Source organism: Neisseria sp. Marseille-Q2251 (assembly GCF_940793045.1).
Lineage (GTDB): Bacteria > Pseudomonadota > Gammaproteobacteria > Burkholderiales > Neisseriaceae > Neisseria.
Genome location: NZ_CALNWV010000011.1, coordinates 1 through 13,579 on the forward strand (window position 1 = coordinate 1; position 13,579 = coordinate 13,579).

At 49.2% G+C, this 13,579-nt stretch carries 15 protein-coding genes and 1 pseudogene; 4 read left to right on the top strand and 12 right to left on the bottom strand.

The window, feature by feature from the left end; genetic code table 11:
* Window positions 1-139, top strand: a 139-nt coding sequence (locus AAG834_RS05820) for an integrase core domain-containing protein (protein ID WP_342031593.1), incomplete at its 5' end; no start/stop codon positions are given.
* A 237-nt stretch (window positions 140-376) separates the two neighbouring features.
* Here AAG834_RS05820 and AAG834_RS05825 read toward each other — a convergent pair.
* The 11 genes and pseudogenes from AAG834_RS05825 to AAG834_RS05870 form a co-directional block, all read right to left on the bottom strand.
* On the bottom strand, window positions 377-787 hold the full coding sequence (locus tag AAG834_RS05825) for a ClpXP protease specificity-enhancing factor (protein ID WP_070514403.1): 411 nt from the start codon (window positions 785-787) through the stop codon (window positions 377-379).
* Between the two features lie 18 nt (window positions 788-805).
* On the bottom strand, window positions 806-1,411 hold the full coding sequence (locus AAG834_RS05830; RefSeq protein WP_003762636.1) for a glutathione S-transferase N-terminal domain-containing protein: 606 nt from the start codon (window positions 1,409-1,411) through the stop codon (window positions 806-808).
* A gap of 356 nt (window positions 1,412-1,767) precedes the next feature.
* Window positions 1,768-3,150 (bottom strand): TolC family protein, encoded by a 1,383-nt coding sequence (locus tag AAG834_RS05835; RefSeq protein WP_342031552.1) that lies wholly within the window; start codon window positions 3,148-3,150, stop codon window positions 1,768-1,770.
* A 75-nt stretch (window positions 3,151-3,225) separates the two neighbouring features.
* The gene (locus tag AAG834_RS05840) at window positions 3,226-3,516 is read right to left on the bottom strand and encodes a helix-hairpin-helix domain-containing protein (protein ID WP_039410156.1); all 291 of its coding nucleotides are present in this window, start codon (window positions 3,514-3,516) and stop codon (window positions 3,226-3,228) included.
* A 78-nt stretch (window positions 3,517-3,594) separates the two neighbouring features.
* Window positions 3,595-3,924 carry a hypothetical protein gene (locus AAG834_RS05845; RefSeq protein ID WP_342031553.1) on the bottom strand — a complete coding sequence of 110 codons (330 nt, stop codon included), beginning with the start codon at window positions 3,922-3,924 and terminating at the stop codon, window positions 3,595-3,597.
* A complete protein-coding gene (locus tag AAG834_RS05850) occupies window positions 3,921-4,295 on the bottom strand; it encodes a hypothetical protein (protein ID WP_342031554.1) in 375 nt (124 codons plus the stop codon). Before AAG834_RS05850 ends, AAG834_RS05845 begins: the two co-directional genes overlap by 4 nt.
* A 96-nt stretch (window positions 4,296-4,391) precedes the next feature.
* Window positions 4,392-4,868: a DUF1877 family protein gene (locus AAG834_RS05855; RefSeq protein WP_342031555.1), complete on the bottom strand. Its 477-nt coding sequence runs from the start codon at window positions 4,866-4,868 to the stop codon at window positions 4,392-4,394.
* A gap of 320 nt (window positions 4,869-5,188) precedes the next feature.
* Window positions 5,189-5,863 (bottom strand): glutathione S-transferase family protein, encoded by a 675-nt coding sequence (locus tag AAG834_RS05860; RefSeq protein ID WP_342031556.1) that lies wholly within the window; start codon window positions 5,861-5,863, stop codon window positions 5,189-5,191.
* A gap of 114 nt (window positions 5,864-5,977) precedes the next feature.
* Window positions 5,978-6,040 (bottom strand): annotated as a pseudogene (locus tag AAG834_RS13800) (transposase); the annotation flags it as partial.
* Between the two features lie 71 nt (window positions 6,041-6,111).
* The gene (locus AAG834_RS05865; RefSeq protein ID WP_342031557.1) at window positions 6,112-8,049 is read right to left on the bottom strand and encodes a MacB family efflux pump subunit; all 1,938 of its coding nucleotides are present in this window, start codon (window positions 8,047-8,049) and stop codon (window positions 6,112-6,114) included.
* 96 nt (window positions 8,050-8,145) lie between these two features.
* Window positions 8,146-9,327, bottom strand: coding sequence for an efflux RND transporter periplasmic adaptor subunit (locus AAG834_RS05870; protein ID WP_342031558.1), 1,182 nt, complete (start codon window positions 9,325-9,327; stop codon window positions 8,146-8,148).
* Window positions 9,328-9,692: 365 nt separating this feature from the next.
* On the opposite strand from AAG834_RS05870, the gene AAG834_RS05875 reads away from it, so the two are divergent.
* The 3 genes from AAG834_RS05875 to AAG834_RS05885 all read left to right on the top strand — a co-directional run bounded on the left by AAG834_RS05875 (window position 9,693) and on the right by AAG834_RS05885 (window position 12,076).
* Window positions 9,693-10,154, top strand: a complete 462-nt coding sequence (locus tag AAG834_RS05875; RefSeq protein WP_342031559.1) for a type IV pilin protein — start codon at window positions 9,693-9,695, stop codon at window positions 10,152-10,154.
* Window positions 10,155-10,313: 159 nt separating this feature from the next.
* Window positions 10,314-11,462, top strand: coding sequence for a putative phage abortive infection protein (locus tag AAG834_RS05880; protein ID WP_342031560.1), 1,149 nt, complete (start codon window positions 10,314-10,316; stop codon window positions 11,460-11,462).
* A gap of 173 nt (window positions 11,463-11,635) precedes the next feature.
* Window positions 11,636-12,076, top strand: a complete 441-nt coding sequence (locus AAG834_RS05885; RefSeq protein ID WP_342031561.1) for an SRPBCC family protein — start codon at window positions 11,636-11,638, stop codon at window positions 12,074-12,076.
* An 84-nt stretch (window positions 12,077-12,160) separates the two neighbouring features.
* On the opposite strand, the gene pheA is transcribed toward AAG834_RS05885, so the two are convergent.
* Window positions 12,161-13,249, bottom strand: coding sequence for a prephenate dehydratase (gene pheA / locus AAG834_RS05890; RefSeq protein ID WP_342031562.1), 1,089 nt, complete (start codon window positions 13,247-13,249; stop codon window positions 12,161-12,163).
* Between the last annotated feature and the right edge of the window lie 330 nt (window positions 13,250-13,579).

Genomic DNA, 13,579 nt, shown 5'->3' on the forward strand with positions numbered 1-13,579 from the left:
GTTTGACAGTCCGGAACACCGGCGAAAGGAGTTGTGCCGCTTTGTTAATTTCTATAACACTGTGAAGCCGCACCGCAGTTTGAACGGCGATACGCCGTTTGAGGTCTTGCAGGCTTATTTTTCTCAATCTGTGGTGTAAACAACGCAACGTTTTCCTACATCTCAATCTTGCCTGTTTTCACCACGATGCAGCTCCCAGTCTGCCCGAAAAGCTATCCGCCTCTGTGGACAGCAATTTGGATTTTATTCCCTTAGTTACCCGAGAAATGCTTGAACGATGAGACAAGCGGATCAGGATTGGCAATAGCTTTGATTCGCCTCATTCAAAAAGGTCGTCTGAAACCACAAGTTTCAGACGACCTTTTACATTTCCAACCTATTTCACAAACTTCAGCACCTTGCCGGATTTTGCCGGCGCATCGGTTTCTTGTTTGCTTTCAGTTTCCTGTTCCAGTTGTTCTTTATCGGAAGGCTCATAGGGTTCGACTTCAAATCCCATGCCTTCGCCGCTTTCTCGGGCAAACAGGCTGACAACGTGTCCGACCGGAATCCAAATATCGTGCGCCACGCCGCCAAAGCGGGCTGAAAAGCTGATCCAATCGTTGTCGATGTTCAGATTATGGCTGGCAGTCGGTCCGATATTGAGGACAATCTCGTTTTCGCGAACATACTGCATGGGGACGCGGGTATGTTCGTTTACCCATGCGACAATATGCGGCGTTTGATTGTTGTCCGTACACCATTCGTACAAAGCGCGAATCAGATAAGGCTTGGTAGATGTCGTCATGATCAATCCTTTCGGCCTTTAACGGCGCATGGCCTTCTCAGCGGGAGTCATTGCCTCAATGAAGGCTTCGCGTTGGAAGATACGTTCGGCGTATTTCAGCAATGGCGCGGCAGATTTGCCGAGTTTGATGTCGTAATGGTCGAGGCGCCACAACAACGGAGACAGCGCCACGTCAATCATTGAGAAATCATCGCCGAGAATGTATTTGTTTTTGGTGAACGCAGGCGCAAGCATGGTCAGACCGTTGCCGATGGCTTCGCGCGCTTTCGCCATTTCTTTATTGGTGGAATTCGGGTTTTCCAATACATGCACCAAGCTGAACAGCTCTTTCTCCATGCGGAACAAAACCAATCGTCCACGGCCGCGCATGACGGGGTCGCCGGGCATCAGTTGCGGATGGGGGAAGCGTTCGTCTATGTATTCATTGATGATATTGGATTCATAGAGGATCAAATCACGTTCAACCAAAACGGGGACTTGGTTATACGGATTCATTACGGCAAGATCTTCGGGCTTATTGAAAATATCAACGTCTTTGATTTCAAAATCCATGCCTTTTTCGTACAGGACGAAGCGACAGCGTTGGCTGAACGGGCATGTAATGCCTGAATATAATATCATCATGGTATTGGGCTCCTATAAGCATCCCAGACAATCCACTGCCTGAAATTGCAGAATAAAACAATCGCAAAATTATACGCGATTGCATCCAACAATTCCACAAAAAGCAGATATCCTTTTGTTTATCAAGCTATTTTCAATAAAATTCAAATTTCTAAAAAACGATATCCAAACTCAAATTTTTTGCTTTTCCGAGGCGTTTCGATTTTTACAGCAAATTTAAACCGCAGCGGGACATTACCGACGTCTTTACTGCACAAACGAAAAAATCGGCGGTTTGTTTCCGACAAGCCGCCAAAAAGGTCGTCTGAAAACCGTTTTTTTTTTCAGTTTTCAGACGATCTCTTGAGCCGACCGCCCTACTTCGGCGTATAACGACCCGCCATCGCTTTATACACCATATTTTCGTATTTCAACGTTTCGTACCGCTGGTTCAATACGTTTTGGGCGGAGCCGTATTCTGTACTCAACGCTTCCAGCCAGTATTTCAGCTCGTTTTTGCCGTGTTGGTAGCGCACTTGGTAGTAGCGGCTGTTTTTCTTGTCCAAGGCATAACGCTGCTCTTGGTTGTTGAGCGCGGCTTGGGCGTTTTGGTAGGCGAGGTAGTTGGTGTTGACTTCGTTCAGCGCAGTGGTCAGGGCTTTTTCAAAATCGAGTTTGGCGCTGTCGAAATTGGCTTGGGCGGTTTTGTCTTTCCACTTCATGGTCTGCCAGTTGAGGAACGGCAGGTTGATGGTGGCGGAGCCGCCCAAGAGCGGGATATTGAACGCGCTTTTGGCTTTTTCAGACGACGTGCTCAAGCTCGCGCCCAATGTAATCGAGGGATACCAACTGCGTTTTTGCGCTTCGACGGATTGGAGCGAGGATTGCAGGCGGTATTCGGCGGCGCGCAGGTCGGGGCGGTTCACCAACACGGTAATCGGTACGTCGAGGTTCACGCCTTTGACGGACGGCAGTCGGTATTGCGCGGGGTCGGCGGCGATGGCTTCGTTCGGCTTGAGGTTGAGCAGGTTGCGTAAAACCTGTTTTTGCGTGTCGAGGCTGCTTTTCAGGGAAATCAGGTTGTTTTGCGCACTCAACAGCGATTGTTTCGCCTGCGTCGGCTGGCTGGAATCGGCTCTGCCGTAGCGGAACTTGGCTTCGGCAATGCGGTTGATTTCCTGATATTGCTTGAGTGATTTTTGCGCCAATTCAATGGCTTCGTTGAGATAGGCGATGTTGAAATAGGCGTCGGCGACATTGTTGATCAAAGTCAGGCGCGTGTTCGCCATATCCTGCCGCGTGGCTTGGTATTCCCACACTTGCGCGTTGGCGGTGGCACTGAGTTTGCGCCACAAATCCAATTCATAGCTCAAGCCGAGCTGGCTGCTGAAGGTGTTGCCGTGGCTGCCGGTTTTCAGATTTTTGGATGTGGACGCGCCCACAGAACCGCTGAACGACGGCACCAAATCCGCGCCCAAAATATTTGCCTGATACAGGGCTTTATTGACGCTGATGGCAGCCTGTTTCAAATCGATATTGTTTTCCAAAGCCTGCGCCATCAGGGCGTTGAGCTGCGGGCTTTGGTAGATTTCCCACCAGTTGCCGTTCACGTCGTAGCGTTCGGCGGCCTCCGCCGCGCTCATCACCTGTCCCGTCGATTCAAGCGTGAGGTTTTGGTCGGCGCTGTGGACGGCGCACGCGCTTAAGGCAAGGGCGAGCGACAGGGATAATGCCGTCTGAAAAAAAGGTTTTGTCTGCATGTTGTGTCTTTCGGTTTAAGGTTTCAGACGACCTAAATGTTTGGGAGGTCGTCTGAACAATCTCATCGGCTGCGTTTATTTATCGGCTAAAAACGCTTTTCGCTGTTCCGTAAAATGCCACCACGGCTTCGGTTCGTTCCCCTGCATAAAATCAACCAGCGACAGAAAAATATCGATCATGCAGGGATCGTGTCGGGTTGCGGTCAGACTGCACAGGCGGTCGTACATTTCGTAAGCGTCCTGCCCCGCCAAATCCTGCGGCTGCGTGATGCCGAGCAAAGCCAAATCCTCCGCCACGGCTTTGCCGACATTGGGCAGGTCGGTCAATGTATTCAGCTTGCTTCGTCGTACTTTGTCGGGACTCATGTTTTAGCCTTTGGTTTGGAGGTCGTCTGAAAACCTGCAACCGGATGTATGAACTGGTTTTCGCGGGCGAAGCCCACGCTACTTCACGCTCTTCCGCCTTAAATGCGCCATTGCCGTCGAACGTATTTCATACAAAGCCGAAGTGGTCTTTTCAAATTCATCAGACAAGCCGTGTTCGTGGGCGGAGAACGGCGGGGAATCATTCCAAGAACCCATGCCGCCGAAAACGTGGCTTTGTTCGCAGGCAAGCCGCAACCGTTCTTCAAAAGGCATGGATTCGTTTTCGAGCGTTCGCGCCGCCTTGTCGAAAAAAGTCCTTTTCCAATGCAGTTCGCCAATGGCTTCCGCAAGGGAGGAAATATCGGTTAAAGCCTGATGAAAACGGCACACCAGTTCTTGCTCGGTCATTTGACTTGTTCTAAGTTCTTCAAACAATTTTTCAGAAGACGTTTTAACTGCTTGGCAGTTTGCGGATGCATCGGCTCTTGCAGTTTACGCTCCAACCGATCGGCTTCGTGTTCGAGTTCATGCTTATATCTGACTCTGGAGCGTTGCTGCATCTCCAATATTTGTAACTGTTGTCGCCACAAATCCTGCTGCAATTTCTGCCATTCTTTGGTTTTATGTTTCGACGGAAGCGGAATTCTATCCGACAGCTCCACACATGGTTTGGAACACTGCGAACAACGGGGCGAACTGCTGTCTTGGGGGCGGAAATAACGTTTCGGACGGCGCACGGCGGTGCGGCAGGAAAAACAAACGTAATTCGTATTACTCATTTCAATAAAATTCAATTAAATCCATTATTCATGTGACTTTCGCCGTTGAATCCGTTTTTCAGACGACCCCTTCCCATTCAAAAAGGTCGTCTGAAATCATGAAATCTTGACCACGACGCCGCAATGCTGTTCGGCGGCGGCTTGGTAGAACGCGACGAGTTCTTTAAACCGCTGCGCCAATTCTGCGCGGGTTTCGGCGAAGGCTTTTTCGTCGCCCCAAATATCGGGGTAGATTTGGTTGTTTTGAAAATCTGCTGCGGTTTTGCCGTCGAGCAGCGCGGCGAAGTCGGTTTGCTTCAGGACTTGGGCTATTTCGGCGGTTTCGGTATCGCCAATCCAGCCGATGTGTTCGCCCGCTTCTTCGTCCTGCCGCAGGATGTTACCAATTATGGCTTTGCTCAACGGGTTTGCCGCGTCGGCATCGTCCGAGCCTTTGCCGGTTAGGACGAAATGCAGCGCGTCCCAGAGTTTGCCTGCGCTGCATTCGGATACGGCGGCAGGCGTGCCGGCGGAGGCTTTGATTTGTTCGATGCCGCTTTGCGGGTAGGCTGTGTATGTTGCGTAAACGTCCATAGGTTTCCTTGCATTGAAGGCTTGAGATGCCTGTTTCGGGAGGGGTCGTCTGAAATATAGTGGATTAACTTTAAACCAGTACGGCGTTGCCTCGCCTTAGCTCAAAGAGAACAATTCTCTAAGGTGCTGAAGCACCAAGTGAATCGGTTCCGTACTATCTGTACTGTCTATGGCTTCGTCGCCTTGTCCTGATTTAGTTAATCCATTATATGTTGTGGATTCGGACGACCTTCGGGCTGTTTTCGCAATGTATTGTGTGAACTGTGTGTTCGGTATCTCGTCGGACTGCCGGACCCGACTTTTGCTTTTTCAGACGACCTTTATTTATCCAAACGCAACAGCGGGCCGCCTGCTTTCTGTACCGCCGTTTGATAGGCGGGGTCGTTTTCGATGCGCTGCAAATAGGCGCGGATGTTGGGATAGTCCGCCAATCCGAAGCGGTCGGCGGCGGCTTGCAGCGGGTAACTCATCATGATGTCCGCGCCGCTGAGCCGGTTGTTGACCAGCCAGTCTTTGCCGTTTAATTCATTTTCGACATAGGCTAGATGCAGGGCGGCTTGCGGCTCGATAAAGCTGTTTTTGACGTTGCCGCTGATTTTGCGTGCGACGGGTTTGATGAAAAACGGCATGGGGGCGTTTTCTATTTTGCGGAACACCAGCCCGAGCAAAAGCAAGGGCATCAGCGAACCTTCGGCATAGTGCAGCCAGCGTTGGTAATGCCAGTAATCTTGGCTGCTGCGTTCGGGCATGAAGCGTCCGCCGCCGTAAGTTTGAATCAGGTAGTCGGTAATCGCGCCGCTTTCGTTGAGTACGAATCCGTCGTCGTCGATAACGGGGGACTTGCCCAGCGGGTGTACGGCTTTGAGTTCGTCGGGCGCGAGCAGGGTTTCGGGATGGCGCGCGTAGGTTTTAATTTGATACGGCGCGCCGATGAGTTCGAGCAGCCAGACGATGCGCAGGGCGCGGGACTGTGCCAATACATGCAGGGTAATCATTCGGTTTTCCTCGGTGTGTGTATAGTGGATTAACTTTAAACCGGTACGGTGTTGCCTCGCCCTAGCTCAAAGAGAACGATTCTCTAAGGTGCTGAAGCACCAAGTGAATCGGTTCCGTACTATCTGTACTGTCTGCGGCTTCGTCGCCTTGTCCTGATTTAAAGTTAATCCACTATATATTCATTGTGATGACAATAGCCAAACGGGGTTTTCAGACGACCTTTTGGGTTTGGAGGTCGTCTGAAACTTTAATCCTTAGACAAGGCGTCAATCGGGTTGAGTTTGGAGGCTTTGTTGGCGGGCATAAAACCGAACGCCACGCCGATAGCCGTCGAGCAGACAACCGCGCCGATGACGGAGCCGATGGAAATTTCCATCGGAAATTCGGTGACGAAATGGTTGAACACAAGGCTGATGAGCGTGGACAGCCCTACTCCGACCAAGCCGCCGATGATACAGATTAAGACCGCTTCAATCAGGAATTGTTGCAGAATGTTGTTGCGCCGCGCGCCGATCGCCATGCGCACGCCGATTTCTTTGGTGCGCTCGGTTACGGACACCAGCATGATGTTCATCACGCCGATACCTCCGACCACCAACGAAATCAAGGCGATGGAGGAAATCAGCAGCTTCATCGTGCCGGTGGTGCTTTCAACCATTTGCTTGATGCTGTCGCTGTTGTTCATGAAAAAGTCTTCCGTGCCGTGCCGCGTTTTCAGCAGCTCGGTCAGTCCTTTTTCGGCGACTTGGGTGTTGGCGTCGTCTTTGATTTTGACGGTAATCGAGTTGGTGTGGCTCTCGCCGGTAATTTGGTGCATCACGGTCGTATAGGGCGACCAGAGCATCAATACGTCGGCGTTACCGAAGGAGTTTTCTTCTTTTTGCATCACGCCGATGACGGTCAGCGGGCGTTTGTTGAAGAGAACGGTTTTACCCAACGGATTGACGTCCGCGCCGAAGAGTTTTTCTTTGGTGTTTTGGTCGATCACGACGACTTGCGCGTCTTCTTTCACATCGCTCTCGTCAAACAAACGGCCTGATTCCAGCTTCAGCCCGCGCACGTCGAAATATTGTTCGCCCACGCCATACAGCGAGGCGGTCAGGTCGGTGTTGCGGTAGGTCAGCGTGCCGCCGGAGGTCGTTTGCGGCGTGGCGGAAGCGACGTAGCTTTGTTTGGCGATGACTTTGGCGTCGTCAATGGTCAGGGTTTTAATCCTGCCGCTGCGCCTGTCGCCGAAGCCGCGTCCGGGGAAGATGCTGATGGTGTTCGTCCCCATCGCGCTGATGTCTGCGAGAATTTTTTTCTCAGAGCCGTTGCCCAAAGCGACGACGGACACGACCGAGGCGATGCCGATGATGATGCCGAGCATGGTCAGGAGCGAACGCATTTTGTGCGCCATAATCGCCTGCACCGACATTTTGAAGGCTTCGATAAATTGGTCGTAATAAAACAGCCACGAAGATTTTTCTTTGATGCGTTCTATTTTGCTTTCTGGGATTTCGGGATTTTTTGAACTGTCGGAGATGATTTCGCCGTCGCGGATTTCGATGATGCGGTTGGCGATGGCGGCGATACCGGGATCGTGTGTCACCATAATCACGGTATGTCCTTCTTTATGCAGCTTTTGGATGATTTCAATCACATTTTTGCCGCTGGCTGTATCGAGCGCGCCGGTCGGTTCGTCGGCGAAGATGATTTCGCCTCCGTTCATCAGGGCGCGGGCGATGGAGACGCGCTGCTGCTGACCGCCGGAAAGCTCGCTGGGTTTATTGCCCTCTTTGCCTTCCAAACCCAAATCCTGCAACAGTTTTTCCGCACGCGTGGAACGCTCTTTGCCGCCCATGCCCATATACACGGCAGGCAGGGCAACGTTGTCCCGCGCCGTCAGCGAGCCCAACAAGTTGTAGCGTTGGAAAATAAAGCCGAAGCGTTCGCGCCGCAATGCCGCCAATTCGTCCGGCTCCATTTTGGCGGTTTCGATGCCGTCGATTTGATACGAACCCGAAGTCGCGCTATCCAAACAGCCGAGGATGTTCATCAGCGTGGATTTGCCCGAACCGGACTGCCCGATGATGGCGACGAAATCGCCCTTCTCTATCGACAGGCTGACATCTTTCAAAACATGAACGCGGTTCGCGCCGCTGCCGAAGTAGCGGTTGATGTTTTTACATTCGATTAAGCTCATAAGTGTTTCCGACCGATAATGATGTATGGAGTGAAAAGGTCGTCTGAAAGCGGGATTTTGCCAAGAAACAAAACTTTCAGACGACCTATTGCCTATTTATCTCGGCGGACCGCCCTGCATGGCGCGTTGCGCCGCTTCAGCCTGCTCCGCCGCGCTCATTTCCGACATCACTACCTTGTCGCCTTCTTTCAAACCGCTTTTCACTTCGGTATTCATGCTGTCTTTCAGACCGACCGTAATCTCGCGTTCCGAAGCTTTACCGTCCGCGCCCAAAACGCTGACAAACGATTTGCCGTCGTGTTTTTTAATCGTCAGCGTCGGCACGAGCAAAACGTTTTTCACGCCGTTGATTTCAATCGTATTCTGCGTCGTCATACCGATAGAAAGTTTGCCGTCGGGATTAGGCACCAAAGCGCGGGCGTAGTAGTAAATCGCATTGGAAGTCGTGTCCGTGCTGGTGGTGTAGCTGCCCAGCGACATCGTGGTCAAGCCCGGATCGACGCTGTCGAGCTTCGCCTTAATCGGCGTATCCGGTTCGGACAAAATCGTAAACGAAATATCCTGCCCCGCTTTCACCTTCGTAATATCGCCTTCGGCAATCTGCATTTTGTTCAACATCGTATCCAGATTCGCCAACTGGATAATCGTCGGCGTGGACTGCACCGCGTTCACGGTCTGCCCTTCTTCCACCGGAATCGCCACCACCGTACCGTCCATCGTCGCAACGATGCGGGTATAGCCCAATTCCGACTCGGCAGTATTGATGGAAATTTTGGTTTGCTTGATGGAAGCCTTCAGCTCGGCAACATTCGCCTTAGCCGCTGCCAACGCGTCCTGCGCACTTTCCAAATCCTCTTTGGAAGTCGCGTTTTCCTTCCACAAAGCCGCCTCGCGCTTATATTTCTTCTCCGCGCTGTTCATCGCGATTTCGGCAGAAACCAACTTAGCCTGATACGTTTCCAGCTTGGATTTTTCCGTATTCAGCGTGTTCACCTGAGTAGTCGAATTGATTTCCGCAATCAAATCGCCCTTTTTAACCTGCTGTCCGAGCTTGACGTACAACTTCTTAATCTGCCCCGAAGCCTGCGCGCCCACCGACACCAAGTTCGACGGCGAAATCTCGCCCGTAGCGGATACCGTCTGGCTGATGTCGCCGCGTTTGACCGTTTCCGTGATGTAAGAGGTTTGAGGTTCGGGCTGGAAATAAGACCACGCGGCAAACCCGAGCACCGCCGCAACCGTTATTCCGACCGTCCATTTATTAATAATTTTTGCCATAACTGACTTTCTGATTCATCCATTTCATCTGTTCAATCCGGCACCCGATTCATGTCGCATAATCCCAACACTTATCCACCGAAAACACTGAAAACGGACAAATTTTACTGTAAACATCCACTCCAGCCAAGACAATAACCAAGCAAACTAAAATTTAACTTATTGTTTTACATAAAGATAATCAAAACCCTTTTCCAGAATATTTCAACGTATTTACATATTTTCCCAATCTCAATATTTATCCAAACATTCAAAACAAGAGAAAAGAACTATAATTCAACATGTATCGAATACCACAACAGCCGCTTCCCTGAACCTTTCAGACGACCCGGCATGATAAATATAACAACACAATGACACTTACTATGAAAAACAAATCACAAGGTTTTACTCTCCCCGAGCTACTCGTTGTCGTCCTGATCATCGCGATTTTAGCGACGATCGGCTATCCCTCTTACCAACGCTACGTCCGCAAAACACGCTTGGAAAGCGTCCGTTCCGAGCTGCTGATCAACGCCCAAAACCTCGAGCGTTACTACGCCCAGCATGCGACCGTAAAAGCCGAAGCAGGCAATCCCGCGTTGCCCCCCTTGGTTCAAAACCAATATTTCAATATCTCCATCTTCAACTTCGAAGGCCCGGACGACAACGATAAAAAAATCGTAAACTCCGCCTCCTCAAGATACATCCTCGAAGCCAAACCCACAGACGAATACAAGTCCACCGAGACCTGCTCCGTTTACCTCAACAGCGACGGCATCTTCTGGGCAAGCAATTCAAAAAACAATGAAGACTGCCCGGGCTTTGACCCCATCAGCCAAGAATAATTTGAACCTGTCGCCGCGATTCATCATAAAGGTCGTCTGAAAATTTTCAGACGACCTTTTGTCTTATAATGACCCACCTTCATCTTTACTACGGCATTGTTGTTTCCAAATTCATCAGAAATTAACTGAAGCCAGATAGAAATAACACAAGGAAAAATCATGGACAAAGGGAATAAACCCAATCGCTTATTATGGATATTAGGCGGAGCCGCCGTCGCTGCATTTCTTATCATTTTGGGATTGTATATCGCCTATTTCAAAAACTTATCCGTAACCAACGATTCCGCTACATGGGGGACATTCGGCGACTATCTGGGCGGCACGCTGAACCCCATCATCAGCTTTCTAGCCCTTATCGGCCTGCTCTACACCATTCATCAACAAGCGCAGGAAATGCAAGCAACGCGCGAAGAATTAAAACAGGCGGCGGAACAGCAACGCAAACAGGTAGAACAACAAAGCCGCCAATCAGAGATTTTTAATCTTCAACAATTTGAATCGACATTTTTTTCTTTGCTGGAGCAGCATAATAAGATTATTGAAAACCTTATTGAAGCAAAAATATCTGATCTAACAAATATTACCATTGATGAGAAATTTAATATTGATTGTTATGTAAAAGATAATATTCGCCAAAACCCCTTACCAAAACAATATTTTATCATATTATTTCAAATACTTAAATTTATATCGTTAAGTTTATCCAAAGATATAGAAGGAAAAACAGATAATAAGATCACTATAAATGATTTTTCTCACGATAATCAACAATCAAGGGAAAAACTTAGTAATCATTATATTAATCCACAAGAGAAAATATATAGCAACATTCTTCGCTCTTTTATTCCCAATGATATTTTGAAATTGCTTATTTTAAACTGCCTCAGTTTAGATAAAGACTCTAAAGAACATAATCTTAAAACGTTTTATAACTTCCAAGGGCTGCTAAACAGATACCAATTTTTAGAACATCTACATTTAACCATACCTACAATAAACAATTATTACGACAACTATGATTTTATATATTTTTATTTAATATTAACAAAGACTACCAATTGCATTAGAGAATCTTTAGGCAAAAGTAACCTATCTAATGAAATAACATCCTTTAACATATCAAAAGATAATTTTATTAAAGCAATAAACGAGGAAAAAAAACGTCTAGAAAGTGATATTCAGCATGAAAATGGATTTGATTCTCATCGAGCGCAGTTTAATCCTAACAGTTCTTCCTACACAAGCAATAATATTTTATATGAAAAATTAAAGATATTAGAGAAACATATACGTCTTTTACAGAATTAAAAAAACAATTCATTAAATTCTTTGCTTCATTCTTGATAAAGGTCGTCTGAAAATTTTCAGACGACCTTTATTCCATTATCACTACCAACCCATCTGTTCAATGCCATTATGAACTGATACCAACTGCACCACTCTTATCAATATCCCCATCTTTACCCACAACGGTCAATATCATGCTGACTTATACCCACAGCGTCTGGCTGGATGCGCCGCTCGAACCGATATTCCGCTACTGCACTTCCCGACACGGATTTGCCTGTCAATTTCCGTTTGACGTGCAATGGTTATCGGAAAAGGAATACTGGGAGCGTGGAGATATTTTGGATTTCAGATACAGAGTTTGCGGGATTTGGTTGCGGCATCGTGCCGAAATCATTTCGCTTGAGCCGAACCAATCGTTTACCGACCTGATGTTGAAAGGGATTTACCGCTCCTTCCGCCATACGCATGAATTCAATTTTTCTGGAGGGCGTACCTGTGTGACGGATACGGTGGAATTTACTATCGGGTTGGGGAAAACGATTGACCGGCTAATCGGATTGCCGACCTTGCGTCGGACATTTGAAAAACGCTACCGTTTATTGAAAAAATGGGCTGCTCAATGGACTGACTGAAGATGCTACAAGTTAGAGGCGTAAAAAAGGTCGTCTGAAAACCCGTATCTCCGTTTTCAGACGACCTTCCTCATTCACACTACATCACAAAACGGCTGCCGGATAAGACCCGATGACTTTGACAAACGATGCGCGTTCGCTCAAAAGCCTCAGGGCGTTTTGGACTTTTTCGTCGTTTTGATGTCCTTCGATGTCGATGAAGAACAGGTATTCCCACAGCGCGGATTTGCTCGGGCGGCTTTCGAACTTGGTCATTGAAATGCCCGATTCGGTAAACGGCTGCAACAGCGCGGCGACGGCGCCGGCGCGGTTGGGCGCGGAGACTGCCAGCGAGGTTTTGTCTTTGCCGCTGCTGCCGGTATCTTGATGCCCCATAACCAAGAAACGCGTGGTGTTGTTCGGTTCGTCTTCGATACATTCGGCGACATAGTTCAAATGATAAATATCCGCTGCGGTACGCCCCGCGATGGCGGCGATACTGGGGTCGTCTGATTCTGCCACCAGCCTTGCCGCCTCTCCGTTGCTGGAAACGGCGATGCGTTCGGCGTTGGGCAGGTTGCGTCCGAGCCAGTCGTTGCATTGCGCCAGCGCTTGGGCGTGGGCGAAGACTTTTGTGATGCCGCCCAATTCGTGCGTGCCTTTACGCAAAAGGTTGTGATGGATGCGAACAATGACTTCGCCGCAGGCTTTCAATGCGGTTACCGCCAGCAAGTCCAAAGTGCGTCCGACAGAGCCTTCGGTCGAGTTTTCAACCGGTGCGACCAAATAATCCGCCTGCCGCGTTTCGACTTGGCGGAAACATTGGTCTATGGTTTGAAATGCGGCGGTATGGGCGGCATGGCCGAAATGCTTGATGGCTGCCTGCTGGGTAAACGTTCCCTGCGGACCGAGGTAGGCAATCGTCAGTGGACGCTCCAACGCCAAGCATTCGCTCATTACTTCGCGAAACAGTCTTGCGATGGACTCGTCAGGCAGCGGGCCTTGGTTCAAACTTTGAATCCGCCTTAATACGGCTACTTCGCGCTCGGGACGGTACACCGCGCCCGTTCCTTTCAATTCGCCGATGGCGTGCGCATGACCTGCGCGCTCGTTCAACAGGCGCAAAATCTCGGCATCGATTTCATCGATGGCATTGCGGTGCGGCAAAAGCTGTTCGTCAATGGATAAGGACATATCGACAAGCCCCTTGTGATTCATTCATAAATACAAGCAATCATTCTAACATCAAACAGGTCGTCTGAAAGCGCAATCAGACTTTCAGACGACCTGTTTGGATACACCCCGCCCCATTCTTACCTAAACTGTTTTACCGTATGTTTAGCGTGAATCCGAGGTACATTTTGGGGATTTGGTACAGGGGTCGTCTGGAAATGTAAAGACAGCGTCCCTGCAATGCAAAAAAGCGCAAAAGCATAGGAAAACAAGCTATCAAAAAACTCAAAATGCGTGTTAAGATTAGTCATCACTATCCGCCGCACCCGTTTATTTCGGGTTTGCGTAGCG

What these genes read in the sequence shown, in the direction of transcription:
- AAG834_RS05825 (WP_070514403.1), bottom strand. Translation starts at nt 787, where the DNA reads ATGACGACATCTACCAAGCCTTATCTGATTCGCGCTTTGTACGAATGG.
- AAG834_RS05830 (WP_003762636.1), bottom strand. Translation starts at nt 1,411, where the DNA reads ATGATGATATTATATTCAGGCATTACATGCCCGTTCAGCCAACGCTGT.
- AAG834_RS05835 (WP_342031552.1), bottom strand. Translation starts at nt 3,150, where the DNA reads ATGCAGACAAAACCTTTTTTTCAGACGGCATTATCCCTGTCGCTCGCC.
- AAG834_RS05840 (WP_039410156.1), bottom strand. Translation starts at nt 3,516, where the DNA reads ATGAGTCCCGACAAAGTACGACGAAGCAAGCTGAATACATTGACCGAC.
- AAG834_RS05845 (WP_342031553.1), bottom strand. Translation starts at nt 3,924, where the DNA reads ATGACCGAGCAAGAACTGGTGTGCCGTTTTCATCAGGCTTTAACCGAT.
- AAG834_RS05850 (WP_342031554.1), bottom strand. Translation starts at nt 4,295, where the DNA reads ATGAGTAATACGAATTACGTTTGTTTTTCCTGCCGCACCGCCGTGCGC.
- AAG834_RS05855 (WP_342031555.1), bottom strand. Translation starts at nt 4,868, where the DNA reads ATGGACGTTTACGCAACATACACAGCCTACCCGCAAAGCGGCATCGAA.
- AAG834_RS05860 (WP_342031556.1), bottom strand. Translation starts at nt 5,863, where the DNA reads ATGATTACCCTGCATGTATTGGCACAGTCCCGCGCCCTGCGCATCGTC.
- AAG834_RS05865 (WP_342031557.1), bottom strand. Translation starts at nt 8,049, where the DNA reads ATGAGCTTAATCGAATGTAAAAACATCAACCGCTACTTCGGCAGCGGC.
- AAG834_RS05870 (WP_342031558.1), bottom strand. Translation starts at nt 9,327, where the DNA reads ATGGCAAAAATTATTAATAAATGGACGGTCGGAATAACGGTTGCGGCG.
- AAG834_RS05875 (WP_342031559.1), top strand. Translation starts at nt 9,693, where the DNA reads ATGAAAAACAAATCACAAGGTTTTACTCTCCCCGAGCTACTCGTTGTC.
- AAG834_RS05880 (WP_342031560.1), top strand. Translation starts at nt 10,314, where the DNA reads ATGGACAAAGGGAATAAACCCAATCGCTTATTATGGATATTAGGCGGA.
- AAG834_RS05885 (WP_342031561.1), top strand. Translation starts at nt 11,636, where the DNA reads ATGCTGACTTATACCCACAGCGTCTGGCTGGATGCGCCGCTCGAACCG.
- pheA (WP_342031562.1), bottom strand. Translation starts at nt 13,249, where the DNA reads ATGTCCTTATCCATTGACGAACAGCTTTTGCCGCACCGCAATGCCATC.